Source organism: Bremerella sp. TYQ1 (assembly GCF_020150455.1).
Lineage (GTDB): Bacteria > Planctomycetota > Planctomycetia > Pirellulales > Pirellulaceae > Bremerella > Bremerella volcania_A.
The window spans coordinates 2,807,056-2,832,034 of the sequence record NZ_CP083740.1; the positions used below are offsets into that span (position 1 = coordinate 2,807,056).

The window sequence follows — 24,979 nt, forward strand, 5'->3', positions numbered from 1 at the left end:
GGTTCGCTTGGTGGGCGTCCGGACCTCAGCGGGAAGGTACCAATATGCCAATTTTGGTGCTCAGTAACAAGGCCTCATCGCTTCTTAATGGTCGTCTTAGGGTTGTTTCTCCGGGGCAGTTATTCGAAACATCTTGCTTACGGGGTCGAATTCCGGGAATCGCGGATTTCCCAGGTGATTGGGTTCAACTGCGGTACCACATTCAACTTGTCGAGCGTCGCGGCAATGTCGATGTCGTTTTCCTGACCGAGCCGTAAAACGTTGCGGCCGCCGCGGCTTTGCTTTAAGCGGTCGGCCAGGGTCGTCGCGGTGAGTCCTACTTTCGCTTCTTGCCAGGCATCTAAAGCGATCTGGGCCTGGTCGTTGATTGGTAGCGGCTCGGTGGCGCCGGCGTTCAATTGATCGACGATCGCCCCGGCCAACAGCACATCTTCTCGAGTCACTTCTCCTTCCGTCCCAGCACATACGATCTGTACGTGATGATGTTCCGACAACGCATTGCACACCGCGGTCAAGTTCACAAACGCCGCGATGAAAATCTCATCGGCCAATGCACATGCATTCATCGCCTTGGTGCCGTTGGTGGTGGTGAAGATTATTTTCTTGCCACGGACCACATCGGCAGGGTACTCTGCCGGAGAGTTGCCCAGGTCGAAACCTTCGATCTTTTGTCCGCCCCGTTCGCCGCCGAGCAATGCGTCCGGCAACTGACTCCCCTGCTCTTTCGCTTCGTCGATGGTCAGGCACGGAATGACGCATTCGGCCCCGTTAGCAATCGCATGAGCAATGGTAGTTGTCGCTCGTAACACGTCGATCACCACGGCAACGCTTCCCGCTAACTCCGTGGCTCCCAACAAACTGGGTAAAAGGTAGACGTCAATCCGCTGCGTTTTCACCATTTGTTCCTTACGAGCTTCAATTTTCCTTAAGGGGCGACGAATCTAATAATAAGACGACACACCACAACATTGATTATTGCCGACAAGGATTACTTGAGGAATGACGGAGAACAACAACACACACTCGATCATCGTCGGATACATTGCCTGGGCGTTCGGCGTCTTTGGGGCTCACCGTTTTTATTACGGCAAGTGGGTCACCGGGATCATCTGGATGCTGACGCTGGGCGTCTTCTTCATCGGCTGGATTATCGACTTGTTTCTCATCCCATCGATGGATGCCGAGTGCAACCAACGGTTTAAAGCTGGTCCGCTCGACTACACCGTGGCCTGGCTGCTGACGGTGTTCCTCGGCTACCTGGGGATCCATCGCTTTTACATGGGTAAGTGGATCAGCGGTATCATCTGGCTGCTTTCGGCGGGGCTGTTTGGCGTGGGGTGGCTGTACGACTGCTGCACGATCAATCAGCAAGTCGATGAAATAAATCGAGAACTCACCACGGCTTAGAACGCCTGGATCGCGAAGCTCACTCGGTTTTCAAAGAGCACGTCCTGCCCAGTGCGCAGACGTGCTTCGATTGTCGCAAAAACATGTCCAAGCGTCCCGTTTCTTTTACGATTCAGGGCGGTCACGTTTTGAACGCCCTTAATTTCGGCCCAAAGCAGGCGCAGACTTCCGCGAATTACCGCTGGAAACGCTCTCACTTTCCATGATTTCGCGCATAATTGATGTACGCTTGTGCAATACTTCGTTACAATTAACGAAATCAAAGGGCAAAACGGTCTTAGCGACATTTAAGGGAAACGCAACGGGCGTTATTTCGCTTTGGCCATATCACGAACCCCGGTCAGGTTCGTCGGATCGAGCTCGAAGGTGACCGGATAGTGGTAGCCGTCCGCTTTTTCTGGGAACAGTTTTCGCCAGGCCCGGACGACCGAGAACGCGGCTACTTTCATTTTGTAGCCCATTCCTTCGGTATCTTGCGACAACGTCTGGTAACCCATCTTGTGACGCAAGAAGCGATTGGCGCGGAACAGTTTGATGCGGCGACGAGCCTTCGGCGTGAGATGCTCAGTCGTCAGCGAAACGTTCAAGCCTTCTAAATTGCTCACGCGGTGGGGGGTGTTCTGCGGCCAGGTAATCATTTGCCCGGGCTGAAGATCGACCACCATTGCTTCCGCGTCGAACTCGGGCTGATAGTCAAGCTCTTCATTCGAGATGCCGCAGATCACATCTTCCACTTTTTGCTGCGTAACGTAACGCTCGTTGAATGGCGGATAGGCGAACACCCGCTTCACGCCACGCAAGTGCCAGAGCATGTTGCACGGAATGTCGAGATGGTAATAGACCAGCGCACTGGGCGAACTGATCAGCAAGTTGGCCGATCGCTGCATCGCGTAGAAGCCTGGCGCCTTGGCTTGAACTTCGTCGTAGATCTGATTGACCAGCTTGTTGTAATCTTCATGATGCTGGGCCATGTTCCGCACGTTCAGCCACAAGCGGCCTGCTTTGGTCGCTTCCAGCAGTTGCTCGCCGGAAAGCTTCGAGGCATCTCCTTCGCGCCATTCGTTGGATGTCTCGTCGGTCCCCATGGTGTGGACGTTTAAATAGTCGCGCGGATGAGTGTCCAGAACGCGGATTAATTGTTCGTCTTCAAACAGACCGGTTTCCAGCAGGCGATGCTGCACCGTCAACGGCGTTTGCTCCAACTTTTCGTTGGTGAAGTTACAGTCAATCAGGTTCGTGGCGACCATGATTCAGCTTCTCTTGGGGGGACATCAATTCCAACAACGGTTTAAAAAGTCTAGTGCGAAGGCCGAAGTTAGCTTCGCTATACCTATCCTCTTTCCCTAATCCACCACCCAGGCCCCACCGACCGATTGATTTATTCCTTCTAACCGTTACCAATGGAGGTACCGCGCCCCTTGCCGCTGATTGTCAGCACGGGGGGGATGCGTTATTCTGTCGGCAAGTCAGACGGTTCATCCCCGGTGGGCTATCTGATTTGTCGCACTGGCCCGTAACGACACCTATTGAGAACAAATTGAGGATCCCAAGCATGGCATACACACTTCCCGCACTGCCATATGCGTACGACGCCCTGGAACCACACATCGATGCCAAGACGATGGAAATCCATCACACCAAGCATCACCAGGCCTACATCAACAAGGTCAACGCCGCCATCGAAGGCACCGACCTGGAAGGGAAGTCGATTGAAGATCTGGTTGCCGGCATCAACTCGGTTCCTGAAAACATCCGTGGTGCCGTCCGCAACAATGGTGGCGGTCACGCGAACCACTCGCTGTTCTGGACCGTCATGAAGCCAGGCGGTGGCGGCTCGCCATCGGGCGAACTGGGCGCTGCCATCGACGGCGAGCTGGGTGGCTACGAAAAGTTCAAAGAAGATTTCAGCAACGCTGCCGCAACCCGTTTCGGTTCCGGTTGGGCCTGGCTGGTTGTTTCCGGCGGTAAGCTGGAAGTGATGAGCACCCCGAACCAAGACTCGCCACTGATGGAAGGCAAAACGCCTATCCTCGGTTTGGACGTTTGGGAACACGCTTACTACTTGAACTACCAGAACAAGCGACCCGACTACATCTCCGCGTTCTTCAACGTGATCAACTGGGAAGAAGTCGCTTCCCGTTACGCCGCCGCCAAAGGTTAAGCCTGACGCTGGCCGGCATCCAACCACGTCACCGTGTGATGCGGTGACGACTTGAAACTTAAGAGATGGCTATCTGGTGAAAGTACCAGGTAGCCATTTTTTGTTTCTTGTTCACCGGGAAGAAGTGTGGGGAAAGCCATGCCGACGAAGACGACGGCAGGCACCCAGACTTGAAGGGCAGTTGGTTTTGAAGTCCAGCCAGGTTTGATGGGGACGCTGAGTTGAAGGGGAAAGCGTATGCGACGTTTCCTGTCCCCTCTCCACCGTCTGCGGGGGAGAGGGTTAGGGTGAGGGGGCGAACCAGGTACCCGCTTCGCCAACAGTCACCCTTGGGAAGGAAGATGGGAACCGGAAGTTGTGTTGATAGCAGCGCCTTCATTGCTGCGGGGGCGGATCGTGGCTTTTTTGTTGGCTTCGCTAGGAACATGGCGACAATGGCATTGACCGCGACGGGGCCCCTCATTACGATCCGCCACGATTTCCTCGGCTGGTGTCAAACTGGGCGGGGATTTCTGGAAATTCGAATCGGAATGGCTGAAGGCCGCCTGCGCATGTTCCGATCTCAAACTAAAGGTAGGGTTCCATTCGCGAGAGCTGAAGCGGTGCGATAGCACTGTTCGCCGCGAGACGAACCAAATATTGAAACACAACCGAATGAGTCCGCAGACGGAAAAGGATTTTCCGAGGCTGGCTCGTGCTATCCGAAGGCAGGGACGCCATGCGAATGCACACCAAACATTGGTCGCTACTGTTCGCCGTAGCCGTTTCCGTTACCTCCGTCGCTGCGACGGGGTGCAAGTCGATGCCCGGCTATAACTACATGGCCAAATGGGGTGCTCCTCAGAAAGCGTCGGCTGGAGCTTCGGAAGCTCCGAAGTATGCGGCCGCTCCTTCGGCCACATCGACTCCGGTTCCTTCCAGCTCGCAGTTGGCTAGCCGCCAGACGGTGACGCCTAACTACTTAGCTGGGGCCACGCCATCCAACGGTTCGGCAAGCCCTTACGCTTACCAACAGCCATCGCAAGGTGGTGCCCAAGCTCAAGCTTCGATGCAGCCGCAGCGTGGCTTCTATGCTTCGGCTCCAAGCGGATCGGCCGCCAGCGCTCCACAAACGGGCTACGGTGCTTACAACCCATCCGCCCAGGGCAGCAGCTACGGGACTTCGCCAGCGGCTTACACCGCCAACGCGAACACCACTTCCACCTACAGCGGCACGGCACCGGCCGGTTACTCGGCTCCGCCAGCTTCCTACACGCAGCCATCCGCCTCGGCACCGACGAGCGGTTCCGCTTACAGCGGCGGTTCGTCCTATTCCGGTGGTCAGGCCTCGAGCTACAGCGGTGCCGCTTCGACGCCATCGCCAAGCAGCTACCCAAGCACCGGCGGAAGCAGCTACCGTGCGACATCGACGCCAAGCCCAAGCTATCCGTCGACGTCGTCGCCTAACAGCAGCTACCCATCGACTTCGACGCCACAGTCGAGTTACCCTTCGACCGGTAGCCCTCAGGCCAGCAGCTATCCTTCGACGAGCAGCTACTCCGGTACGGCTGCTCCGAATCCAAACAACTACCAGGCGATGACCAGCCCTGCTTACCAAACGGCTTCGAGCAGTTCGGCAGCTGGCAGCGATTCGCACTACCGCCCCGGCGGCACGACCAACTACAGCGGTTCGTCGAGCACCAGCGGCGGAACGACCTCGCGTTACGGCAGCACCGAGTCGAGCTATCCAAGCACGTACACTCGCTAAGTCGACGCGATCACAAAACAACAACTGCGAGGGGGAGTGGGCTGGTTCACTCCCCTTTTTTATGCGCGGTGAGCAAGCGAGCAGCTTGAAGCACACAGGGTGGCGCCGGTTTTAAAACCGGGAACACTCACACGGTCTTTCGGCAACCATGTTTTGCCAGGCCAGCCATCAAGAAACGAAAATGCCCACACTTGGCGGCGTGGGCATTTCGCTTGATCGGAGTTCCAACGTTCGGTCTTAGCGGCCCGTTGGACAGAAGTTTTGGCTGACGATGCGGGAGAGGGTTCCCTGCAGTTTGAGGGTCGTCAATTTCTTTTCAGCGGATGGACGGTCGGCAAACGTACCGACTCTCTTCCACACACGTTCGGTGGCATCAAAGGCATCGACAAACACCTGTCGCGCCATCCCACCAGGGGCACTGACGGAAATCCACTTTCCCGCCGAGCTTTGTAAGGATTGCTTCATGGCTCAATCTCCCAAGAATTGAGAAGCGGTTCTATTTGCATCGAACCATTTCCCCGCGGTTGATAAGCGAAATTCTGGGAAATCAGCCGTGATGAGGTATTTTGCGGCTACCTGAAGTCTGTCGGTTAGGGCGTTTACCAGCCCATGACCATGTTCGATTCGATTGCTTTGCGGGCCTGGTTTAAGTCGTTGCCGGTTTCGTTCATATACAAACGAATCGCATGGACTTTATCCCCTTCCGCCTTCGAGAGGCAATCGCGTGCGACGATGCACGGATCGAGCGGTCCGGTCGTCAGACCGAGGGCGGCCTTCGAGATCACCCACGAAGTGCGAGGGCGTTTGGATATCCGGATGATGTCGTCGCCGGGGTAGTTGTCGTAGATCTGTCCTTTGGCCTCGTTTTCGTCATTCGCCCATGTAATGACGATATGTGCGTTGGTTTCGACCTCGAAAAGCGCCATGGAGAATCTCCTTTCAACGAAGACTTAAAGAGAAAGCAAGCGTGATAAGAACCGGCCTCATCCTCTTCTGGCCTGACCCTCGCTTTCTTTCTTCGCGCTAGAATCTCTACCACAGCCAACGCCACGTGGGCGCGAGCGGTACCTGGGGCGATATCGTGGTAGAAGAAAGAAACATAACGAGGCGGCTTGTTAGAACAAAATGAGGTGGTTTCCGGCGAATGTAAATCTTCGAAACGAGGGCGTCAAACAAATTCTGCACCTAGGGGAACCTGCGAGAAATCGTCGTAAAACCGTAGTGGTCGACTCTTTGCCGTTGTTCTCGAAAGAGGCTCGATTCTGGTAGAATGCAGGCGATCGTCCCTAAGCCAACGATTACCTATTTTCTTTCCGCTGAACCGGCCGAGCCGCTCATGACCGAGACGCCCAACTCACCTTCCGATCCTTCGCAGCCCACCGCCTCTGGCCCGACGACTCCCCCGCCGCGCCGCCGCCCAGGCTATCTGCGCATCTTCTGGATCGTGCTGGGACTGACGGTGCTCTACCTGGGATATAGCTTTCTGACGCCGACGTCGATGGCAGAGTTCAAGTGGGCCGCGGCCATGGATGCGTTCGATGCCGAGAACACCGAAGAAGCGAAAAAGCTCGGAAAGGAAGCGATTGAATGGGCACCTGAAAACGCCGAGCTCCATCTTCGCATGGCCGAACTGTACTTTCGCTTAGACGAAGCGACCGATGCGCGGATTCAACTGGAAGAAGCGATCGCGCTGGCCAAGGACGACCCTTACGTGATTCGCCAGGCCAGCTTCCTGCTTTCACGCATGGAACAGCACGACGGAGCATTGATGTTGTCGGACCGCCTGGTCGATCTGTCGGAGAAACAGCAAACCATTCATATGCACCAAGCGCTGAACCATCGGGCCTATGCTGTCGCGATGGCTGCCGCGGACGATGCAGCCACGAAAGAGCAAGTGACCGACGGCTTGAAAGATATTGAACGAGCCATCGCCATCTATGGCAACTACGCCTCGTACATCGACACACGAGGCTATCTGAAAGTCTTTTCCGGCGACCTCGACGGAGCGATGAAAGACCTGGACGATGCCATTGGCTACTTCGAGGCACAGCGGACGAAACTGCTGAGCCAGCTTTCGCCGGAGCAAGTCGAGGAGATGCCGCAAGAGGTATCGTTCGCCGATACTCAGCTCAAGCAAGTCTTGGCGGTACTCTACTCGCATCGAGCGCTGGCGTATGAGAAACTCGACGAGCAAGACAAAGCTCAGGAAGATCACGATCGAGCCGAATCGTACGGGCTCGATCGCAAGCTTGGCATTTGGTAGCCAGAAACCGCTAGACCGTTTCGGCGTGCGGTTCTTCGACAGCGGCTGACTTATCGCTCAGACGCTGTCCGAGAGAACGTTCGAGCGAGCGAACTTCTTCCAGCAGGTTTTCTTCGTCTTCGTGGCTGATGACGGCCTGCGTTTGTTCTGGCAGAGGGTTGGCCTGAACGCCGGTCCCCGTGTGGCAATAAATCGAGTTACGTCCGTTCGACTTGGCTCGGTACAACGCCGCATCGGCACGAGCGATCAATGTCTGTGGTTCGTCTGAAGCACTCGCTTGAGCCACGCCGCCACTAAGGGTAACCTTCAAACGATCTTCGACCGCCGCACGCACGCGTTCGGCAAAGATCATTCCGCCGGCCAAATCGGTGGATGGCATCAGAATGACGAACTCTTCGCCGCCGTATCGTGTGACGACATCGGTTTCGCGGACGCACGTATCGATCAGCGTCGCCACTTCCTGCAGCACGCGATCCCCTTCCAGGTGACCATACTCGTCGTTGATCTTCTTGAAGTGGTCGACATCCAGAATGCAAAGTGAGAACGTCAGTTCGTAACGTTCCTTCATCGCAAACAGGCTTTCCAGACTGTCGTCCAATGCACGGCGATTGCTCAGCCCGGTCAGTGGATCGGTACGCGACTCGGTAAACGTCATCAGCAAGTTGGCTTGCTGGCGAACTTCGTCGTAGGCGTTGGCAATTTGAGCCGAAAGACGCATCGTGGGGCTCAACATGCGTTCTGCTTCTTCGCACAACGTTTGCCACGATTCGCCGGAATGGTCGGTTTCAGAACTCATCAGCACGATGCGTTCTTTGAAATGAGCGATGCTCGACTGATGCGAGGCCAAGTTACGACGGACTTCACGCGAGATTTCTTCCAGCTGTTGTACGATCGCTTTGGCACGCTTCAGTTCGCGACGCGCGTAGGCTTCCCCTACGGACACGTTGCGAGGTGTCTTCTTGCCGATCACATAGCCAATCAATGCAACCAGTGCTAAGGCGGCCGGCGTTGGTATGCCAAAAATCCAGTCTTCCATCCTGGGTCAATCCTGCACGCTCAAAAAGTAAATCAATGGGTAAGACGCAAATGTGGTGGGGGTTAGGTAGGCAATGTGGAATTTACTGTTAGCCGCGTGTCTTGCTTCCGACACCCTTCAAACACAAAATCCCGAATCCAACGACGACGACAAAAGCGATCGTCCATTCGACGGTGCCCATGTGCTCGACGAATTGTTCCGTCTCTCGAATTGCTTGCGCTACGAAGCCACGCATGGTCGGGTATCCGAAACCTGGAGAAAGTTGACAAACAAGGTTCCACATTTCAACGTTAGGTCACGAACCGACGCTCTGGGGGGATTTCTAAGGGAAATGCCTAGTTCGCGCGAACAGTTTGGCGGCAGAAGGGTCCGTAGAATCGGCACAGGCAGCAATTTCGATGGGCGAGCGAGCCCGAGAAAAAATTGCGGTCAAATAATCGCCAGGGGGGCCTTGAGTTTCAGAGCGATGGGCCTATATTAACGTATCTCAACACGAGTTGGGGCCGTAGCTCAATTGGTTAGAGTACCGGACTGTCGATCCGGTGGTTGCGGGTTCGATCCCCGTCGGCCTCGCTTTTCCGTTTAAATCGGAAGCGATCTTTTGAACATGGCAGTCCTAGGTTCCTAGAGACTGCCATGTTTTACGCGCTGATCTTAAAGGAGTGTCTCGTGCAAGAGTCGTTTGAAACGATCGTCGGTTTTGAATTGAAAACAAACGAAGGCTATTCAAGCGTGTTGCTAAACCAGCAGGATGATTGCGTTGAAATTCATGTATCGCAAATCGACCGCCTGATAGAACTCTTGAAGTCCGCTAAGTCCGAACTTTCCAGCAACTAGGGCAAGTCCCGATAAGGGCCATTTGCCCGGGGTCGCAATGGAAACTCTTTGGCACTTGCTGCCAAAATCTCGTTTCGTGTACTACATTGCGACGCCGGGCTAATGGCCTAATCTTCTGAGAATCTTTCCGATCTATCCACCGTATTTCTATCCGGTGAAATCAGTCGTACATGTTTTCCTGATTTAACGACTTGCGCGGCCCACCGGAGTGCTACTCCGGTGCATTCTCATTCTCGCGACGCGAAAACTTAGCACCAAATTAACCATAGTGCTGCTGGATTTTTCACCAACCGAGGGCCCGCTGTCGGTGGAATACCAACCTCCCTGAAACTACAATGGCAGCCTTCTAGTTCGCGCGAAGTGACTCTTAAGGTGCAGCCCATGAGTGAAGGCCGTCAGAATGTCGTGATTGTGCAAGGCGCAGAAAGCAATGGCTTGGGAATTGCCGGGTTCGTGCTCTCTCTTCTGGGCCTAATTACTTGCGGTCTGTTTGGCCCCTTGGGTTTTTTAGTTTCTCTTTTTGGCTTGGCTTATCGTCCACGCGGCTTCGCAGTGGCCGGCCTAGTGCTGGGTGGGCTAACCACAGGGATCTTTGCATTCTTTGGCTTTGCTCTGCTATCGACCTTGTTTGCAGCGGTTACTGGTATTCAGTTTGCAGCAAGTGAAGCGTCGAATTCGCTTCGAATGAAGGCAAGCAACCTGCAGATTGTCAACGAATTCAAAGAGTTTGGGGCAATACCATCAACCGAAAAAGGAAACGACATAATCAATGAGAACCGCAGCAAATCACAACCGTTTACAGGCTATCAGCGCGTCGATGAATTTCAGTACAAACTGACCGTTGCCGGCCTGGATCGAGAACTTGGTACTGAGGACGATCGAACCGAAGCGTTCGATATTCGTGAACAAGTTCGAGAGTATCAAGAATTTATTGACCTAGCTGCCAGTGACAAGGAGCAAGAACCGTCAGTACCGACACCTAAACCAAAAGCCAAAGTCGCCCCGACGAATGCTCAACCGGAGGCGGTAGCCCAAGAACCGGATCCACCCAAGATGCCTCGTCAGATTCCGTTACTGATGCCAAGCACACCGACGGACACAGACCTCTCTGAAGCACCGACGATCGAGGATGCAAGTAGCAAAAAATTCAACCGCCAACCCTCAGCCCTAACTGGCTCAATCGAGTTTGACAACGAGCCCGAACGATTGTGGCAATCAATCGATGGAAAGTTCTCGACCAACGCAACTCTTCTGAAATTTGATCGCGACAAGGAAGAGGTTAGCCTAAGAAAACAAGATGGAACCAAGATCACAGTACCTATCAAAACTCTTTCGCTTGATGATCGAAACTACATTCGCAGGCAAGCACGCCAAGCCGAATAAGCGGCAATAATCTGCGATTCTATTTACGAAAGCCGCGGCCAATCGGTCGCGGCTTTTTGCTGCGCTGCCGCAAATTTCTTTTCACACTCAGCTTGACGCCTTAGCGTTTCCGGCTATCTTGGTCCTTCAGTACACGAAACGAGCGTCGCAATCACGCGGCCGATCACCTCCAACAATCTGCTGGTGATCCCTCTTAAAAACTCCCGCAAGTTCTTCGATAGACCGTTTGGTCTGATCCATCGTCTGCGCCACTAATCCGTACACATGTGCTTACTCGGCGGCGTGGTCACGATTGGTCGGAGTATCTTGCACACACTCCGAAATTGATCGCAGCCGTTTCGCGGAAGTTTCCGGCGTTGGCTGCGACGCCGAGCTTTGGATGGTTCAGTAGCGGCGCGGATTACTTCGAATCCCCGCGCCGCTGCTGGCCGCCTTCTCATGCAACGCTACCGCGTTGATGTGACAGTCAATGCTTGGCTCATTCGAACGGATGACTTTCATGCGTCGTACTTCCGTGCGCATATATCGAACGACCGAACAAAACGGCGTGAAAACGTCGCACCAATACGCGCGGGAAAGCGCGATCCCCAGGGAGGCCTTCACCCCGGCAGCTGCAGCGACGGACGCGAGGAGCAAGCAGCGATCGGAATCTTGCATGAGGCTGAACCATGATTTCCCAACCACCCTTAACGCCCGCAGCCACGCTGCGTTTACTCTTCAAGCGTCACTACCTTCCGCACTGCATCGAAGATCCAACCAGCCGAAATATCGAAGGCTACCAGCGCGCGCTCGATTTGTGGGAGGAGCTTACCGACAACCCCGGGATCAACGAAATCAGCTGCGAAACGCTTTCCGATTTCAAAGCCAAGTTAATGGCTTATCGCTTTCGCAGTCGACCGCTATCAGCCAATACGGTCCACAAGCACCTATCGCACATTCAATGGATTCTCGACCAGGCCGGACCGCCTGGCCGCCGCGGCAAGGAAAAGTCCGCGCTGGGTTATCTCGATCGAGTTCCTTATACCAAGCTTCCCAAACGACGAGAAACCTATCAGGACGAGATTCCGGCCGAAGAAGTGATTCGACTGTTTCATACAGCCGGTATGGATGCCACGTTCCCCAAACTGGATGGCATTTTGCCAGGACATCTTTGGCAGGCATTGTTTGGCGTGATGCTTTGTACGTCACTCCGAATCGGGCAATGTGCCGCGATTCCCATGAGCGCGGTCCGTTGGAATCGAATGCAAATCCTGTTGCCCCACGAGATCTGCCGCAAGTCGAAAAAGGACGAACCGAAGCCGATCCATCCTTACGCGATGCAACTGCTGATGCGGATCCGCGGGCCGCGAGACCTTTTGTTTCCCATCTTCCTAGAACGATCCAAGAAGACCTTCTACGACGAACTGCATCGCTTGCAGGACTTGGCCGGCGTGTCACACTTCGGCTTCCACGCAATCCGCGCGATCACACTAACCAGCTTGTCCGAGATCAACGCCGAAGCCGCGCAATTTGCGGCCGGTCATTCCAGCATGCGAACGACTCGGATCTATCAGAAGGTTCGCCTTTTGGAATCGGCTCAAGAAAAGCTAACGATCTTCGACGCCTTGAAACATGGACAGGGAGAATCAGAACTAGGCTAGGCCGAACTTTTAGTTGTCCTCCCCTGCCCTTCCCTTTGCACCATCGTGCGATCTGAACCAAAAGGAGAAAACGGGAATGGATTCCACGAAGCCGAGCAAACAAATTGTTAAGTCACAAGCGATCATCGCATGCGATGTTGTCGCGGTTTTCGACCATCAGAAAACGCCCGCGCGAGGTTTGCGCGGGCGTTTCTTTTTTGCCCCCTTGGTCGCTAACGCGGCCGCTAGTGAAAGGATTCCGAAATGCTAGTTCTATCGCGTCGCGTAGGTGAGTCGGTCCAAATCGATCAAGACGTTTCGGTCACCGTTTTAAAGGTGAAAGGCGACCGCGTCCGCCTTGGCATCGCCGCCCCCAACGATATCAAAGTTCACCGCCAAGAGATCTGGTTGAAGATCCAAGACGGCGACGACGAAACCGGCCAAACGGAAGCGAAGCCGGCAGCCTAAACACATAGTTCTACGCTCGGTTCCTACCGACGCGTTTCTTAGAAGGAGTTTTCCCCGATGTTACGAGAACGGACTTTGATCGCGTCGGCAATCTGTCGGCAAGGTGTCGACACATTCGCGACACAATCACGGAAAGGAGCGCGGTAGCCATGGCAGGCGAGTGGATGCAAATCGACATCGACATTATGGAAAAGCCGGAGTTCCTAAGAATCATCGAGATCACCGGCGAAACGGATGAGGTGGTTTTGTTCCGTCTGGTGAGGTTGTGGGCCTGGATCGAACGCGCGACGACCGACGGTATTTTCCCCGGCCTGACGATCGACACGCTGGCCCGAAAGTTTGGCGGCGATCGCGAATTTTGGGAGGCCTTAGCAGATCCGGCCGTTGATTGGCTGTGGATCCATCCGGAAGGCCTGCAGATTCCCCGCTACGAAAAGCGGTTCGACAAGTCGGCCAAGCGTCGCGCACAAGATGCGAAGTCGAAGGCAAAGAAACGCCAGGCTTCCGCGGATAAGGCCAAGCCGGTCAAGCATCGGATCGCGTCGGCAACGTGCCGACAAAATGACGACCAAGAAAACAGTGAGAACAAGAACAACAATTTAACTGGTCAGAGTATCAGCGAACCGGCGCGCACACCTTCCAAGCAGAAACAACCCGCGGCAGCTGTTCCCCCTGATCACTCTGACCAAGTAAAAGCGAAGGAAGGGGAGAAGGCCCAAGGCGAACTGTTTACCGAAGTCGAGCTGGCCCGCGTGGTCGACGTTGCCGAAGAGCTATTTCGCCAGGCGAACTATAGCGGCGACGACGGCGGGATCTTCTACAAGGCGGCCGCGATCTTGGAAGCCAATCCCGGCCCGCTAACGCGTCATAAGCTGACCGACGCTGCCCGCGGCTGCCGCGGATCGGCGAACCCGCCTGGCTACTTCCGGCAGTCGATGCGGAATATCTGCCCCGACTTCGACGATAGGGCGTTGGGCGTCTGGATAGAACCACGCTGGCCGAAGGAACCGCCAAACAAGATACCGCGCAAAAGACGCGCCGAGCTGCAGCTGCGAGGCGTCCCGAAAGGATCCGCGGCCGGCCACGATCCCGAGCAACGGCGCGATGAGGTTCTGGCACAACTGGCAGAAGTCGGCACGTAACCACAAAGGAAAGCAATATGCCCCGATATCGATGCCTTGTCCGAACGTGCGACCACGCACGCCAGGATGGCCAGCTATTTTGTCGGCCGCATTGGTTCGCCTTGTCTGCCGAGTTACGCGGCCGGATCTGGCGACTATTCCGAAACCAACCAGGCGGCAGCGAACACCGCGCCGCGATCCGTGAAGCGATCCGCCTGGCCAACAAGCAAGCGAAGGAGCAACGCACAAGATGAGCATCGCGCAACCGATCGACCTGGTTGTTTGGGTGGGACCTGGTCGCGACCATTCGCCAATCCTACAGCATACGAAGATCGAAACGCCAGGCGGCGAGATCACCTTGCGGGCGAACCTGGTGTTGTACATGGCACCGGCCGACGTTCCGAAGGAGCCAGGCCTCTACCTGGTGAAAGCCGACGCCCAAGTGTTCAAACGGCCAGGCTACGGCACCGACTGCCGGCTGATCTTCCGGAAGGCCAAGCAAGTCGCCGGCGACCTGGCCGAACTAGTCCGAGGCCATGCGACCCACTGGGATCAAAACGGCGACCCGGTCGCGGATCCGCATAGCTACGCCAGCGACGCGATCATGGCACCTGGCGAAGTGTTTGAGCTCTTCCGCGGATGGCACAACGGACCGCGGTTCTTTCATGTGTTCGAGACGACTACCGGCATCGAGGTCGAAGAAATCGGTCGCGATGAATTCGAGCAGCAAAGCAACGCAAAGAAAGGGGCGGCCTGATGCCCGAAAAGAAACGCGATCCGAACGAATGGCGGAACTACTTCTGGAAGTGTAACCGCTGCTACGTGATCAGAACGCCGCTGGTTGGATATTGTCCTCGGTGCGCTTCGCCCGAGTTTACTCTGCTGGAACGTGCCGCCATGGTCGGTAAGCAATTGAATCTCTTCTAGGGAAGGAAACCCGGAAGCGATGGAAAAAAGCAAAGCGATCGGACTGCCCCCCCGCGATCGCACCTATCAACCAATTCACCAGGCCAGCCAAAGCCGGCCAAATATCCTTTTTTAGTTCTTTATTGAAAGGCCCCCTACGATGACTCAAGCCCCCAAGATTAGCAAAGCCGACGCGATTCGATCACACCTGGAAACAAATCCCGACGCGTCGCCAACGACGATCGCCAAAGCATTGCGGAAAGCTGGCTACAAAGATCTTACGCCGCAATATGTCAGCACGATTAAGAGCATGGACAAACGAAAGTCGGCCGGAACATCGCGACGCGGTCCGCTAACTGGTGACGACTTGATCGCTACCAAGGAATTCGTTGCAAAGCTTGGCGGCCTGGAACGTGCCAAGCATTCGATCGAGATGCTGCAGAAGTTGAATTAGGAGCGCGGCAGCTATGCGGAACATGAGCTGCGCTCTAACGAAAACCCAGATTCGCGACGGATCGAAAACGGTAACGCGTCGCGATGCATGGTTGAAGCTGCAGGCCGGCGATCTGTTGCGGCCAGTAAATAAAACGGTGGGTTCCAAGAAGGGGGAGCGACCGCACCCCCTTCTGCCCGTCGGGCACCATTTGCGCGTGGTATCGGTCCGCCGCGAACCGTTGGAGGCGATCACGCAAGAGGACGTGATCGCCGAAGGCTTCTCCGAGATGACGCCGGCCGCACCCAAAGCATGCACAGCGAATACAATTGCGCAGCAATGCGCTGTGAGGAGCATAGGTGAAGGTTCGGCTTGAGCACCTTGCTGAGTGAAACTGCGTACTTCACGATTACTAGACTTCTTTGTCTAAGACTATAACGACCTTAGAATCACCCAGCTCATTAACAACGCCTGTAATATTGAACCCTTTGCGTATATTCAGGATGAGCATTTCTTTAAATTTATTTTCAGTGTAGGTCCTGACTAATCGATAGCCTTTCTCTTTTGCCCATGCATGTTGCAAATCCATAAGATGACTAGCAACACCTTTTTCTCTATATTCTGGAACCACACCACCATTCCAACTGTAGAAAATCCTCGATGTCATTTCGTAACCAAGCTTAAAGCCAATAGGTTCCCCGCCCGAAAAGGCGATTAAACTATATAGTCCGGGTTTAACAGAGGCCTCTCTTGTAATTTTTTCCCTAGAGTATGGTTCATCAAAGACTTTGCTCTCGAGCGAACAGACTAAGTCGATAAGCTCATCACTCACACGAGAATAAGACTTAAATTCTATTTTCATAGCGACTCACTTATTCACACCCAACTAGTATTTATTCAGAACCGCTCCGAATACCGTGCGCACGTTATTCGGAATCCAGGCTATCAAAATCAGCCGGGCTGCGGACGTCGCGTCCTCCCTGGTTCAAAACATGAGTATAAATCATCGTCGTCCTAACGTCACTGTTGCCAAGGAGTTCTGTACCACGCGGATGTCGTAGCTATTTGCCAGTAAATGCGTGGCAAACTAATGCCGGAATGTGTGGCTTTTGACTCACTTGGTCAAACGGGCTTTTGGACCGCCGAGCTTCAAACATGCTCAGGACGAACCGACACTGTTTACAAAGTTCTCGTGATCCACACGTCTCTGGTTATGCCCCCCGGTCTAGGTTCTTCCCTGGGGGTGGTCGAAGTCGACCCCGACGGGAACAGTCGAAAAACGGGACTTTGTTTCTTTCCGTGTCCGCCCGTCCGGCGGCAAGCCAGGCAAAACGCGAAAGCCAGGGGCCGAAGCTGCCCCGCGATTTTCCGAATAGATCAAAGAAAGCTGCTAAAACGTCTGGACTTCTGTACATGCTGGTGCCTATCTTGGTGGGCGTTATCCATAGGGGCAGCTTATGAAGATCGATCTGGAAGATCGTGAGTCGATCGTTTTCCTGGGGAAACGAATCATTAACGACGCCGGCCGGAAGATCCGCCTGGTAGTTTTGAACGAACCTGGCGAACAGATCCAAGTCGATCGCCGTAAGTTCCCCAAGAAGGGAAAGGCACCGCCGCCAATCCCGAAAGCCACCGCGATCTAAATCGATCCGGCTACCATCCCCACGCGGCTTCGGCCGCAACCGGCACCGTAACAACACAACGCCGGCCGCCACTTTCAGCACCGAAAGTAGCGGCCGGCTTTTTTTGTTTCATCGCGTCCCAATACGACGCGTCGCAATAGGGCGAAGGATCGCCCGACCAAATCCGGCGAAGGATCGCCGGGATCCGACGCCTGGCTTCTAGGGGCAGTGCCAGGCGAAGGGGGCAAGGAAAGCGGCCAAGGATGGCCAACGCCGCAAGGATGCAGCCTTTCCTTTTTTTAGCAGCGAGGCCGCGGCGGTCAAACTTGACCGCCGCGGTTTTTAGTGCCCCATGGGGAGCCAAGGATGGCACGATTAGCAAAGTCAACAGTGCGTTCTATCGTGATGCACGCGTTAGAGAAGTTCGGCAAGAGCCAAGCCGATCGATCGGAATTATGCGGCGGCGACAAGTTCGACCTGGACCTGGTGGTCAGCGGCAAGATCGGCAACCAGAAGGTTGAAGAAGCCTGCCACGGAACGCTTTCCGTAGGGCATGACGGGACCAGGAATTCCAGCAACGGGATCGCCCCGGCCAAGCTGGTCGCGTTTCTTGTGAACGCGAACCCTAAGACCGCTAAGAAGCGAGCCGAGCAGCTGCGAGAGTTCGCCAAGAACGGCAAGATCGGCGAAAAGATCACGGCCGATCAGGAAGCCCAAGCCGACGGCCTAATCAAGCTGTTCAACCAAACGGTCAGCAATCCGGTCAAAGGATCCGTTTCGTTTTCCGTTGCTAAGGCGGCCGCGTAGTTATGGACCGACGACGAACCGCCGCCGCGATCGTGATCTTGGCCGCATGCCTGGCATCAGGCGAGGCGGCCGTTCACTTAGCGGTAACTTACTTTCGGCCGAAGCCGGTCGATCTATCACGGCCGCCGGCCGACGTTCCTTTCCCGCTGCGAGTTCGCAACTATTGGGGCGGCAGCTGTTACCACGCGTCTACTCAAGTCGCGTTGCGGTGGGCCGACCAGGGTGCGATCGCCGACAACTGGCGGAACAACTACGGCGGCGGGGCGTCCACAAGCAAGATTGCGTCGATTCTCGACAAGTTCGGCATTCCCTACAAATGCACGAAATTGGTTGGGCGTGGTCCCTACGAATCGGCTGATATATCGATTCTGAATTATGCCCACGACAATCGTCTGGTTGCCGCGATTCACTACTTCCCCAACCACGCGATTAGCTTTCTCGGTTGGGTTCAAACCGACGGCAGGGAATACGCCTGCCTGCTAGACAACAACCGGCCGAAGGACTTCATCTTCGTGCCCAAACAAGACTTTCTAAAGCGGTGGAGATCCTACGGAGGCGGCGCAATCGTTCCGCTGGTGAAGGCGCCGCCGCCATCGCCCTATGACCCTCTCGACTACGTGGAGACGCCCAAGCCATGAAAAGCGACAAGCCAGAGCAAGACCAGGAGCCGATCTGCATTTACACGAAGGCAGAGCCTAGCGACTACTTCAACGTCGGCCTGGCGTTGGTGTTTCTGTTCTCGGTTGTGATGTCCGCAATCTATTTCTGCGATCGATTCGTTCCGGAGCTGAAAGCGTGGGTTTATTCGCCGACGCATTGCCAATGCTTGGACTGCGAAGCGATTCGACTAAACAACCGCCCACGGCCCGCGCCTTCGCCGATGCCGATGGTCCGCCCTAATCATCGCCCCCTGCCGCCTATACAACCGCCGGAAATTTAACCGGCCAAACCATCAACCGTTTTCGCTAACTGTCACCGTTCAAAACCTGGGGGAACCATGAACCACAAACTAATTGCCGGCGTGATCGTCGGTCTATCGCTATTGGCCAGCGGCTTCGCTGAGTCCACGCCACCGGAGGCCGACAAGATGGAATTCGTTGAAGAGATCGATCGAATTGATCTGCCCAAGAACCAGCGATGGTATACGGTTCTGGTAACCGCCAAGGGAAAGGCCACGCCGATCACTGGATGGTTTCAATCGGATCCACGTCTTGCGGAGCTGCAGCGGCGAACGGAATGGCGGCAGTATGAAAGCGATAGCCCGACTTTCGTTCATCAACTCAAATCGGCCTATGGAAACGACTATCCGATTCTGACGATCCAAGACCAAACGGGCGCGATGCGTGCCCAACTGACGGGAACCGTTTTAAAGTCGATCGAGAACGCTGAGCAGCTGGTCGGGGCGTTGGACCTGGCAGCGCAGACGTTACGGCCGATAGAAGAGCAGAAAGTTCGCGAACACCGTGTCGGCGGTTGGTTATTCAATCGACGGCCGCGGCCAAATCCGAACGTCTGCCCCGGTCCTAATTGCAATCCAGATCTTCCGCCCGCGCCGATCGAAGGCGAGAACAACGCACCACCGGAAGACGAACCGGCAAAGGAAACACCGCCGGCCAAGTCTTCAACGCCTTGGGCCGACCTGGCGATCTCTATCTTCGGCGAACGTGCCAAACCTTGGGTGAATGGATTTAACCCAGCGGAAACGGTTATCGCCGGCGGACTAGTTGGCGCCGCGTTCTGGTGGAAACGCCGGAAGAATCGCAAGACGCCGAAGTCGTAGTTTTTCGGATCCAATCACAACGCACAACGAAGGGAATCGTTGCCATGGAAATTTTAACCCAGCCGCTATTCTGGGGCATCATCGCCGCCGGCTACATCATGTTCGTTCACAAGCCAAAGGACGAAGCGGAAGCCGACCAGGCAGCCGCGACCACGAAGCCGAAGGAAATGACGCTGGCCGGCCGCCTGGTCGATCGTGTGGAATCAAAAGTACTGCAGAAGGCACAAGCCGCCGCGGCTCGCTATGGTCTGCCAGTGACCGCGGAATTGCTGGCCGCGGTCGATCGAGGCGACGGCGTCGCGTTGGGCACGATCGCGGAAAACCTGGTCGAGCAATTGTCCACGTCCGAAGGACGCCGCTACCTGATGGGGAAAGCGGTCCGCAGCTGGATCGCCGAATCGGCCGCGAATGACCCTGGCGAGTTTACAGCGATCGCCGCGGACGTGAACAACCGCAAGAAGGATATCGAGGACAACGCCAAACGGATCACCGCGAACGAAGATCTCAAAGCGCAGTAACTCGCAAACCTAAGAGGCGGCCGCGTGCTGGACCAATGGACCGGCACGCGGCATTCATACAAGCGGCCGCCGCGGCTAACGGTTTCATCCATCCGCTGGCCAGGTCATTCGCAAGATTCGCGGCGGCCGTTTTTTCTATTTCTCGATGCTCAGGAAAACTCTTTGAAACCGGCCGAAGCGACACGGATGTCCATGAAGAAGGCCGCGGAGCTGCTGAAAGTCGATCGGTCCGTTGTGGTCGAATTGGTGGCGCAAGGATGCCCACGCAATAAGGACGGGACGATCAACGTCTATCAGCTGGCCGCCTGGCTATTGCTGCGCACCAAGGGGGGACCGATTGGTTAGCTTGAATATCGACGCGGCCGAATTGTTGGCAAGAGTCAACGATGCCGGCCTGGGCAAAGTGATCGACGCGCGGACGCTGCGACGGCACCGCGAAGAATGGGAGCTTGGCAAGTCGATCGACCTGGGAACCTACGTAGGGCACCTGGTCGAACGGTACCAGGCCAAGCAAACCCAGTCGACCAACTACGAAGCCAAGAAGGACCGCGCACGCGATCGCAGCGCGGAGGCCTCCAAGAAGGGCCGCGATATTGGACCGCTGCCCGAAGTCGTGGATCCGGAACGCCGCGAAGCGTGCCGATACGATCTGCGTTTGTTCTTCGATACCTACATTAAGCCCGAGGGGTTCTTCGCCTGGTCCGAAGATCATCTGGCCTGCTTTGAAACCGCACAAAACGCGATTTTAACCGGCGGCAATTTCGCGTTGGCGATGCCCCGCGGATCTGGCAAGACCACGATTACCGAAGCCGCTGCCCTATGGGCGATGCTGTTTGGCCACGTCAAGTTCTGCGTGATCATCGGAGCAACCAGCGAGAAAGCCGAAGCCCTTCTCGAGACGATCAAGACGTACCTAGTAGCGAAGGAGCTGCTGGTCGAAGACTTTCCCGAGGCCTGCTTCCCGATCGTTAAGCTGGAAGGCCAACCCAATCGCTGCCGCGGCCAGCTGTGCAAAGGCGAACGCACCCAAATAAGTTGGCATGAAGACGAGCTCGTTTTTCCAACGATCGAAGGCAGCGAATGCAGCGGCGCGATAATCCGGACGTTCGGCATCACATCGAAGGGCATCCGCGGCCAGAAGTACACCAACGCCAACGGCGACACGTTCCGGCCTGACCTGGTGCTGCTGGACGACCCGCAAGACGATGAAGCGGCCGCCAACCCCGCGCAAGTTCGCAAACGCGAGAAGGTGATCAACGGCACGATTCTTGGCATGGCGGGGCCTGGTAAATCGCTTACTGCGATTATGCCTTGTACGATCATCGAACCCGAGGACCTGGCGGCGCGATTCCTGGACCGCAAGCGGAACCCCGAATGGCAAGGGATCCGCGTCCAAATGCTCAAGTCGATGCCGACCAATGAGGCGAAGTGGGAGGAGTACTTCGAGATCCGACGGGCCGACCTGGAAGCGGGCCTCGGCGTCGAACGTGCCAACGCGTTCTATATCAATCACCGCGAAGAATTGGACCGCGGCGCGGTCGCCTACTGGGAAAGCCGGTACGATCCTGGCGAGATCTCCGCAATTCAACACGCGATGCACCTACGCGACCGCGACCCCGCTACGTTCGCCGCGGAATATCAGAACGACCCGATCAGCGCGGAAACGGTCGACCTGATTCTGGTGACCGCGGACCAAATCGCGGCCAAGGTTCATAGCTACCGCCGCGATCAAATCCCATTAGATGCCGAGAAGGTGGTCGGCTACGTCGACTTGCAGTTGCGGCTTCTCTATTACGCCTTGGGCGCGATGCGTTCCGACTTCACTGGCCACATTCACGATTACGGGACCTGGCCGAAACAGCCAACGAAGTACTTCGTTTATGGGCCGAAGGTCGCCAAGCCAATTCAAGGGCACCGAACCGAGGAAGGGATTGTGCTAGGCGACCTATCGGAAGAAGCCCAAATTCGCCAAGCGCTCGAGATCCTGATCAACCAAGATCTGATGCTGCGAACCTGGAAGCGTGAAGGCGACGGCGCAGAATTTCAGATTGATCTACTGCTGATCGATATGGGCAACTGGACGAATATCGTTAAGCAGTTTATCGCCGAGTCACCGCACCGGGCGCGACTGATGCCGAACAAGGGGAAAGGCGTCCTAGCCAAAGAGAAGAAGATCAGCGAAACGGTTAAGAAGCCAGGCGAAGAGATTGGCGAGGAATGGATCATTCCACGCGCCCGAGGTCGGAACGCGTTGCGGCATATCATCCACGACACCAACCACTGGAAAAGCGCCCTGCAGAACCGTTGGAAGTCGCCAATCGGCCAGCCTGGTTGTCTAACGCTGTTCAATGCTAAGCCATTAGAACACCGGATGATCTCGGAACATTGTTCGGCCGAATTCGCCACTCGCGTCAAAGCGAAGGGCAACACGGTCGACGAATGGGGGCTCAAGCCGAACCGCGACAACCACCTTCTCGACTGCGTTTCTGGTTTGCATGTGGCCGCAAGCCGTAAGGGCTGCGCCGTGCCGTCGGCCGACCTGATGAAAGCGAAGCCGAAAAAGAAAAAGAGCGGCAGCCGAACGAAGCTAAGCGATCTACGCCGGCAGAAGCAGATGGGGGGCTAATCGATGTCGACCAATGGCCAGGCCGTGAAAGTTCAAGCAGAACCGTCGGATGCTTCCGGCGTGCAATGTCCGTCGTGCGGATGCGGTCACGCGCCGGTTTATTACACACGCCGGCGACTAAAGAAGACGGTCCGCGTCCGGATCTGCCGGAATTGCAATCGCAAGTTTTCCACTACCGAACGCGTTTCAGGATGATTGACCGCAAGTTATTGCGAAATCTCTCTCATGTTAGGAAGTTCCTTGTACGTTAAATCGTTTCGAAGGGTTTCCGTTAAATTGCCTGCTTTCAATTCCACGGAGATGGGAAAAGTGTTCGGGAAAGCAATTGAGCGGAAAAGGTTCGCGTAGTTTACGTTTGCCGACTCGACGGTTGTCGAGGCAGTACCGGAAAGACTGCGATTCTCGAGTGTTGTAGCAGCGGTGTGATTTTTCCGTAGGAGAAACTCAAAGAGTTCTTTCTCATGCTGATCAATTGCCACCTCAATTGTGTTTTGAACTACCTCCTTAAAGTCATATTGGTAGTCGCTCAATGGGTCTTTTGAGGAGACGTATCCTCTGACTGGCAACACTAGATCTTTTTGTGTGTCGATAACGTAAATTTGATTTGACTCAGACTGAACAAAGATCAAATGCTTTCGTTTTCCTTGTGGAAACACGTACGCCTTTTGGACTCCTGCCTGGCCAGTTGCTTGACGAGAAATTGCACTGAGAATGTCATCATCGCTGAGAGTTGTAGCTTGATTCGAATTGCTATTTGAGGGCGACGCAGTGGACAATCCTAGAGATTTCATGCCCGGGATTTTGGTGTATGGGACGCTAATAAAGAACTTCTTTGTGACACTTCCAATGCTTAAGCGTGCGTTGACGGTGCACTGGCTCTCAAAATAGCTTGGTTTTCCTTCTACGACTTCTAGTTTGACTGGCTCTTTAGAAGAGATGTTAGTTGCTTTGAAGGCTTCCAGTTCACTTTGCCGAAGGGAGCCGATTATTGCTTCTTCCAATTCGCTCTTGTTGTGCCGAAACGCGTTTGACATCATTTCAGTTATTTCATTGAGGTATTCTTTACGGGCTTCTCCCGTATACGCTGGCAGTACAGTGTCACTATTTCGGTCGACATAAAACGCTTCACCACTATCGGCCAGATAAAACCCTTTCGAGCGAACTTTGGAGTTAGGTAGTCCATAGACTTCTCGAAAGGGATTCTTGGCAACTCGCCGAATTGCCTTGGCTATAAATTCGGCGTCATCGTCAGCGGCTGAAGTTTGCTTTCCGGTAGGCGGAGCTGTTGAGGTCGACACAGTCGGCCCAGAATTAGAATTTAATTCTGCCCGGATTAGTTGGACCAATTCGCTTTTCAAGGCTTTACGATCTTCCTGAAGGGCTTCTGCAATCTGTTTAGCTTCATTTGCGATAGAAGAAGATTCGGAAGCTACTTTTTGCAGATTCGTGGTTTCTACGGAGAACCTTTCCTGGCCTGTCTTGATTTGATCGAAGTCTTGCATAACTGCTTCGACTTTAGACTGTACTTTTTTGCTGGTATTTGAGCCGGCATTTACTGCATCGGCAATCTTCTTCTGATTTTCCTCGATTCGAGTTAAACGCTCAGATTGTTCATTTTGTAGTCGCTCGAGCTTTAAGTTCCACAATCCAAATACCATTGTTAGAACACCGAACAATACGACGTTTACAATCACGGCGACATATCGTCCGCCCGAAGCCGCAGACATTTTCAAATCCTTCGCGTAGGGGGTGGCTGGCATCGCCGAATAGTATGTCTCCAATTGAGAGCCGTTGCAACTTAGGTTTTTAATAGCCCGAATAATCACGATTCATCGAATCTGAAACGAGCTTTACTTTCAATCGTTCCAGATATGGAACGCAAATAGGAAAACGGCCGCGAAGGGGCCGATTCGATCTAACCAACGCCGCCGCGAAGTCGTAAGACGACCATCTACCCAGCGCGGCAAAGGGGGGCAATCTTGCGAGATCGCCGAAGCCGCGCGTTCTTTTATTCACGCGTAGCGATCCAAGGGGCAAGGATGGCCAAGACGAACCAAGAAGCGATCGAGCAGCTGGAAGCGGCAGCAACCAAGCCGAAGCAAGTCACCGTCGACGGCGTGACGGTTCAAGGGCATTCGATCGCGGATCTAATCGCGTTAGATAAACACATTGCCGCCAAGAAGGCGGCCCAACGTGGCGGGATGCGGATTCAGAAGATCGTCCCGCCTGGTACCGCGTAGGAGCT

General features: G+C 55.0%; 30 protein-coding genes, 1 tRNA gene and 1 pseudogene. 23 read left to right on the forward strand and 9 right to left on the reverse strand.

Annotated elements, in window-relative coordinates; all coding sequences use genetic code 11:
• Window positions 1–137: 137 nt before the first annotated feature.
• Entirely contained in the window at window positions 138–899 is a 762-nt protein-coding gene (locus tag LA756_RS10920) for a 2-phosphosulfolactate phosphatase (protein ID WP_224439909.1), read from the reverse strand.
• Between the two features lie 100 nt (window positions 900–999).
• On the opposite strand from LA756_RS10920, the gene LA756_RS10925 reads away from it, so the two are divergent.
• On the forward strand, window positions 1,000–1,407 hold the full coding sequence (locus tag LA756_RS10925; protein ID WP_224439910.1) for a TM2 domain-containing protein: 408 nt from the start codon (window positions 1,000–1,002) through the stop codon (window positions 1,405–1,407).
• 308 nt (window positions 1,408–1,715) lie between these two features.
• On the opposite strand, the gene LA756_RS10930 is transcribed toward LA756_RS10925, so the two are convergent.
• Window positions 1,716–2,654: a cupin-like domain-containing protein gene (locus tag LA756_RS10930; RefSeq protein ID WP_224439911.1), complete on the reverse strand. Its 939-nt coding sequence runs from the start codon at window positions 2,652–2,654 to the stop codon at window positions 1,716–1,718.
• Between the two features lie 305 nt (window positions 2,655–2,959).
• Here LA756_RS10930 and LA756_RS10935 point away from each other — a divergent pair, with 305 nt between their 5' ends.
• Window positions 2,960–3,568: a superoxide dismutase gene (locus LA756_RS10935; protein ID WP_224439912.1), complete on the forward strand. Its 609-nt coding sequence runs from the start codon at window positions 2,960–2,962 to the stop codon at window positions 3,566–3,568.
• Between the two features lie 718 nt (window positions 3,569–4,286).
• Complete coding sequence (locus LA756_RS10940; protein ID WP_224439913.1) at window positions 4,287–5,315, forward strand: hypothetical protein; 1,029 nt, start codon at window positions 4,287–4,289, stop codon at window positions 5,313–5,315.
• Between the two features lie 237 nt (window positions 5,316–5,552).
• Here LA756_RS10940 and LA756_RS10945 read toward each other — a convergent pair whose 3' ends face one another.
• Together LA756_RS10945 and LA756_RS10950 are read right to left on the reverse strand one after the other, a co-directional pair.
• Window positions 5,553–5,780, reverse strand: coding sequence for a hypothetical protein (locus tag LA756_RS10945; RefSeq protein WP_224439914.1), 228 nt, complete (start codon window positions 5,778–5,780; stop codon window positions 5,553–5,555).
• Between the two features lie 134 nt (window positions 5,781–5,914).
• Window positions 5,915–6,241, reverse strand: coding sequence for a DUF6793 family protein (locus LA756_RS10950; protein ID WP_224439915.1), 327 nt, complete (start codon window positions 6,239–6,241; stop codon window positions 5,915–5,917).
• A 344-nt stretch (window positions 6,242–6,585) separates the two neighbouring features.
• Between LA756_RS10950 and LA756_RS10955 the strand changes: the two genes are divergently transcribed.
• Entirely contained in the window at window positions 6,586–7,578 is a 993-nt protein-coding gene (locus LA756_RS10955; protein ID WP_224439916.1) for a lipopolysaccharide assembly protein LapB, read from the forward strand.
• A gap of 10 nt (window positions 7,579–7,588) precedes the next feature.
• Here LA756_RS10955 and LA756_RS10960 read toward each other — a convergent pair whose 3' ends face one another.
• Complete coding sequence (locus LA756_RS10960) at window positions 7,589–8,614, reverse strand: GGDEF domain-containing protein (protein WP_224439917.1); 1,026 nt, start codon at window positions 8,612–8,614, stop codon at window positions 7,589–7,591.
• Window positions 8,615–8,702: 88 nt separating this feature from the next.
• Window positions 8,703–8,849: a hypothetical protein gene (locus tag LA756_RS10965; RefSeq protein WP_224439918.1), complete on the reverse strand. Its 147-nt coding sequence runs from the start codon at window positions 8,847–8,849 to the stop codon at window positions 8,703–8,705.
• Window positions 8,850–9,113: 264 nt separating this feature from the next.
• Here LA756_RS10965 and LA756_RS10970 point away from each other — a divergent pair.
• From LA756_RS10970 to LA756_RS11015, 10 genes are all read left to right on the forward strand, one after another.
• Window positions 9,114–9,187, forward strand: a tRNA-Asp gene (locus LA756_RS10970).
• Window positions 9,188–9,250: 63 nt separating this feature from the next.
• On the forward strand, window positions 9,251–9,451 hold the full coding sequence (locus tag LA756_RS10975; protein ID WP_224439919.1) for a hypothetical protein: 201 nt from the start codon (window positions 9,251–9,253) through the stop codon (window positions 9,449–9,451).
• A gap of 381 nt (window positions 9,452–9,832) precedes the next feature.
• Window positions 9,833–10,834, forward strand: coding sequence for a DUF4190 domain-containing protein (locus LA756_RS10980; protein WP_224439920.1), 1,002 nt, complete (start codon window positions 9,833–9,835; stop codon window positions 10,832–10,834).
• Window positions 10,835–11,502: 668 nt separating this feature from the next.
• Window positions 11,503–12,474 carry a tyrosine-type recombinase/integrase gene (locus tag LA756_RS10985; RefSeq protein ID WP_224439921.1) on the forward strand — a complete coding sequence of 324 codons (972 nt, stop codon included), beginning with the start codon at window positions 11,503–11,505 and terminating at the stop codon, window positions 12,472–12,474.
• A gap of 243 nt (window positions 12,475–12,717) precedes the next feature.
• A complete protein-coding gene (csrA, locus tag LA756_RS10990; RefSeq protein ID WP_224439922.1) occupies window positions 12,718–12,921 on the forward strand; it encodes a carbon storage regulator CsrA in 204 nt (67 codons plus the stop codon).
• Between the two features lie 149 nt (window positions 12,922–13,070).
• Window positions 13,071–14,063, forward strand: a complete 993-nt coding sequence (locus tag LA756_RS10995; RefSeq protein WP_224439923.1) for a hypothetical protein — start codon at window positions 13,071–13,073, stop codon at window positions 14,061–14,063.
• A gap of 17 nt (window positions 14,064–14,080) precedes the next feature.
• Window positions 14,081–14,296, forward strand: a complete 216-nt coding sequence (locus tag LA756_RS11000; protein ID WP_224439924.1) for a hypothetical protein — start codon at window positions 14,081–14,083, stop codon at window positions 14,294–14,296.
• Window positions 14,293–14,799, forward strand: coding sequence for a hypothetical protein (locus tag LA756_RS11005; protein ID WP_224439925.1), 507 nt, complete (start codon window positions 14,293–14,295; stop codon window positions 14,797–14,799). Before LA756_RS11000 ends, LA756_RS11005 begins: the two co-directional genes overlap by 4 nt.
• A complete protein-coding gene (locus LA756_RS11010; protein ID WP_224439926.1) occupies window positions 14,799–14,969 on the forward strand; it encodes a hypothetical protein in 171 nt (56 codons plus the stop codon). The genes LA756_RS11005 and LA756_RS11010 overlap by 1 nt, the downstream gene beginning before the upstream one ends.
• Window positions 14,970–15,108: 139 nt before the next feature.
• A complete protein-coding gene (locus LA756_RS11015; RefSeq protein ID WP_224439927.1) occupies window positions 15,109–15,402 on the forward strand; it encodes a hypothetical protein in 294 nt (97 codons plus the stop codon).
• A 391-nt stretch (window positions 15,403–15,793) separates the two neighbouring features.
• Here the strand turns inward: LA756_RS11015 and LA756_RS11020 are convergent, their stop codons facing one another.
• Both LA756_RS11020 and LA756_RS11025 read right to left on the reverse strand, forming a co-directional pair.
• Window positions 15,794–16,243, reverse strand: a complete 450-nt coding sequence (locus LA756_RS11020) for a GNAT family N-acetyltransferase (RefSeq protein ID WP_224439928.1) — start codon at window positions 16,241–16,243, stop codon at window positions 15,794–15,796.
• Window positions 16,244–16,307: 64 nt separating this feature from the next.
• Window positions 16,308–16,516: pseudogene (locus LA756_RS11025) on the reverse strand (tyrosine-type recombinase/integrase); the annotation flags it as partial.
• A 322-nt stretch (window positions 16,517–16,838) separates the two neighbouring features.
• Here LA756_RS11025 and LA756_RS11030 point away from each other — a divergent pair.
• From LA756_RS11030 to LA756_RS11065, 8 genes are all read left to right on the forward strand, one after another.
• Complete coding sequence (locus LA756_RS11030) at window positions 16,839–17,024, forward strand: hypothetical protein (protein ID WP_224439929.1); 186 nt, start codon at window positions 16,839–16,841, stop codon at window positions 17,022–17,024.
• 345 nt (window positions 17,025–17,369) lie between these two features.
• Window positions 17,370–17,810 (forward strand): hypothetical protein, encoded by a 441-nt coding sequence (locus LA756_RS11035; RefSeq protein WP_224439930.1) that lies wholly within the window; start codon window positions 17,370–17,372, stop codon window positions 17,808–17,810.
• A 2-nt stretch (window positions 17,811–17,812) separates the two neighbouring features.
• Window positions 17,813–18,448: a hypothetical protein gene (locus tag LA756_RS11040; RefSeq protein ID WP_224439931.1), complete on the forward strand. Its 636-nt coding sequence runs from the start codon at window positions 17,813–17,815 to the stop codon at window positions 18,446–18,448.
• A complete protein-coding gene (locus LA756_RS11045; protein ID WP_224439932.1) occupies window positions 18,445–18,750 on the forward strand; it encodes a hypothetical protein in 306 nt (101 codons plus the stop codon). Before LA756_RS11040 ends, LA756_RS11045 begins: the two co-directional genes overlap by 4 nt.
• Window positions 18,751–18,807: 57 nt before the next feature.
• Complete coding sequence (locus tag LA756_RS11050) at window positions 18,808–19,590, forward strand: hypothetical protein (protein WP_224439933.1); 783 nt, start codon at window positions 18,808–18,810, stop codon at window positions 19,588–19,590.
• 44 nt (window positions 19,591–19,634) lie between these two features.
• Complete coding sequence (locus LA756_RS11055; RefSeq protein WP_224439934.1) at window positions 19,635–20,108, forward strand: hypothetical protein; 474 nt, start codon at window positions 19,635–19,637, stop codon at window positions 20,106–20,108.
• 24 nt (window positions 20,109–20,132) lie between these two features.
• A complete protein-coding gene (locus LA756_RS11060) occupies window positions 20,133–20,453 on the forward strand; it encodes a hypothetical protein (RefSeq protein ID WP_224439935.1) in 321 nt (106 codons plus the stop codon).
• A complete protein-coding gene (locus LA756_RS11065) occupies window positions 20,446–22,734 on the forward strand; it encodes a terminase gpA endonuclease subunit (protein WP_224439936.1) in 2,289 nt (762 codons plus the stop codon). The genes LA756_RS11060 and LA756_RS11065 overlap by 8 nt, the downstream gene beginning before the upstream one ends.
• Before the next feature lie 206 nt (window positions 22,735–22,940).
• On the opposite strand, the gene LA756_RS11070 is transcribed toward LA756_RS11065, so the two are convergent.
• Window positions 22,941–24,461 carry a hypothetical protein gene (locus LA756_RS11070; protein WP_224439937.1) on the reverse strand — a complete coding sequence of 507 codons (1,521 nt, stop codon included), beginning with the start codon at window positions 24,459–24,461 and terminating at the stop codon, window positions 22,941–22,943.
• A 312-nt stretch (window positions 24,462–24,773) separates the two neighbouring features.
• Here LA756_RS11070 and LA756_RS11075 point away from each other — a divergent pair, with 312 nt between their 5' ends.
• Entirely contained in the window at window positions 24,774–24,974 is a 201-nt protein-coding gene (locus LA756_RS11075; RefSeq protein ID WP_224439938.1) for a hypothetical protein, read from the forward strand.
• The last annotated feature ends 5 nt before the right edge of the window (window positions 24,975–24,979 follow it).

What these genes read in the sequence shown, in the direction of transcription:
- LA756_RS10920 (WP_224439909.1), bottom strand. Translation starts at nt 899, where the DNA reads ATGGTGAAAACGCAGCGGATTGACGTCTACCTTTTACCCAGTTTGTTG.
- LA756_RS10925 (WP_224439910.1), top strand. Translation starts at nt 1,000, where the DNA reads ATGACGGAGAACAACAACACACACTCGATCATCGTCGGATACATTGCC.
- LA756_RS10930 (WP_224439911.1), bottom strand. Translation starts at nt 2,654, where the DNA reads ATGGTCGCCACGAACCTGATTGACTGTAACTTCACCAACGAAAAGTTG.
- LA756_RS10935 (WP_224439912.1), top strand. Translation starts at nt 2,960, where the DNA reads ATGGCATACACACTTCCCGCACTGCCATATGCGTACGACGCCCTGGAA.
- LA756_RS10940 (WP_224439913.1), top strand. Translation starts at nt 4,287, where the DNA reads ATGCGAATGCACACCAAACATTGGTCGCTACTGTTCGCCGTAGCCGTT.
- LA756_RS10945 (WP_224439914.1), bottom strand. Translation starts at nt 5,780, where the DNA reads ATGAAGCAATCCTTACAAAGCTCGGCGGGAAAGTGGATTTCCGTCAGT.
- LA756_RS10950 (WP_224439915.1), bottom strand. Translation starts at nt 6,241, where the DNA reads ATGGCGCTTTTCGAGGTCGAAACCAACGCACATATCGTCATTACATGG.
- LA756_RS10955 (WP_224439916.1), top strand. Translation starts at nt 6,586, where the DNA reads ATGCAGGCGATCGTCCCTAAGCCAACGATTACCTATTTTCTTTCCGCT.
- LA756_RS10960 (WP_224439917.1), bottom strand. Translation starts at nt 8,614, where the DNA reads ATGGAAGACTGGATTTTTGGCATACCAACGCCGGCCGCCTTAGCACTG.
- LA756_RS10965 (WP_224439918.1), bottom strand. Translation starts at nt 8,849, where the DNA reads ATGCGTGGCTTCGTAGCGCAAGCAATTCGAGAGACGGAACAATTCGTC.
- LA756_RS10975 (WP_224439919.1), top strand. Translation starts at nt 9,251, where the DNA reads ATGTTTTACGCGCTGATCTTAAAGGAGTGTCTCGTGCAAGAGTCGTTT.
- LA756_RS10980 (WP_224439920.1), top strand. Translation starts at nt 9,833, where the DNA reads ATGAGTGAAGGCCGTCAGAATGTCGTGATTGTGCAAGGCGCAGAAAGC.
- LA756_RS10985 (WP_224439921.1), top strand. Translation starts at nt 11,503, where the DNA reads ATGATTTCCCAACCACCCTTAACGCCCGCAGCCACGCTGCGTTTACTC.
- csrA (WP_224439922.1), top strand. Translation starts at nt 12,718, where the DNA reads ATGCTAGTTCTATCGCGTCGCGTAGGTGAGTCGGTCCAAATCGATCAA.
- LA756_RS10995 (WP_224439923.1), top strand. Translation starts at nt 13,071, where the DNA reads ATGGCAGGCGAGTGGATGCAAATCGACATCGACATTATGGAAAAGCCG.
- LA756_RS11000 (WP_224439924.1), top strand. Translation starts at nt 14,081, where the DNA reads ATGCCCCGATATCGATGCCTTGTCCGAACGTGCGACCACGCACGCCAG.
- LA756_RS11005 (WP_224439925.1), top strand. Translation starts at nt 14,293, where the DNA reads ATGAGCATCGCGCAACCGATCGACCTGGTTGTTTGGGTGGGACCTGGT.
- LA756_RS11010 (WP_224439926.1), top strand. Translation starts at nt 14,799, where the DNA reads ATGCCCGAAAAGAAACGCGATCCGAACGAATGGCGGAACTACTTCTGG.
- LA756_RS11015 (WP_224439927.1), top strand. Translation starts at nt 15,109, where the DNA reads ATGACTCAAGCCCCCAAGATTAGCAAAGCCGACGCGATTCGATCACAC.
- LA756_RS11020 (WP_224439928.1), bottom strand. Translation starts at nt 16,243, where the DNA reads ATGAAAATAGAATTTAAGTCTTATTCTCGTGTGAGTGATGAGCTTATC.
- LA756_RS11030 (WP_224439929.1), top strand. Translation starts at nt 16,839, where the DNA reads ATGAAGATCGATCTGGAAGATCGTGAGTCGATCGTTTTCCTGGGGAAA.
- LA756_RS11035 (WP_224439930.1), top strand. Translation starts at nt 17,370, where the DNA reads ATGGCACGATTAGCAAAGTCAACAGTGCGTTCTATCGTGATGCACGCG.
- LA756_RS11040 (WP_224439931.1), top strand. Translation starts at nt 17,813, where the DNA reads ATGGACCGACGACGAACCGCCGCCGCGATCGTGATCTTGGCCGCATGC.
- LA756_RS11045 (WP_224439932.1), top strand. Translation starts at nt 18,445, where the DNA reads ATGAAAAGCGACAAGCCAGAGCAAGACCAGGAGCCGATCTGCATTTAC.
- LA756_RS11050 (WP_224439933.1), top strand. Translation starts at nt 18,808, where the DNA reads ATGAACCACAAACTAATTGCCGGCGTGATCGTCGGTCTATCGCTATTG.
- LA756_RS11055 (WP_224439934.1), top strand. Translation starts at nt 19,635, where the DNA reads ATGGAAATTTTAACCCAGCCGCTATTCTGGGGCATCATCGCCGCCGGC.
- LA756_RS11070 (WP_224439937.1), bottom strand. Translation starts at nt 24,461, where the DNA reads ATGTCTGCGGCTTCGGGCGGACGATATGTCGCCGTGATTGTAAACGTC.
- LA756_RS11075 (WP_224439938.1), top strand. Translation starts at nt 24,774, where the DNA reads ATGGCCAAGACGAACCAAGAAGCGATCGAGCAGCTGGAAGCGGCAGCA.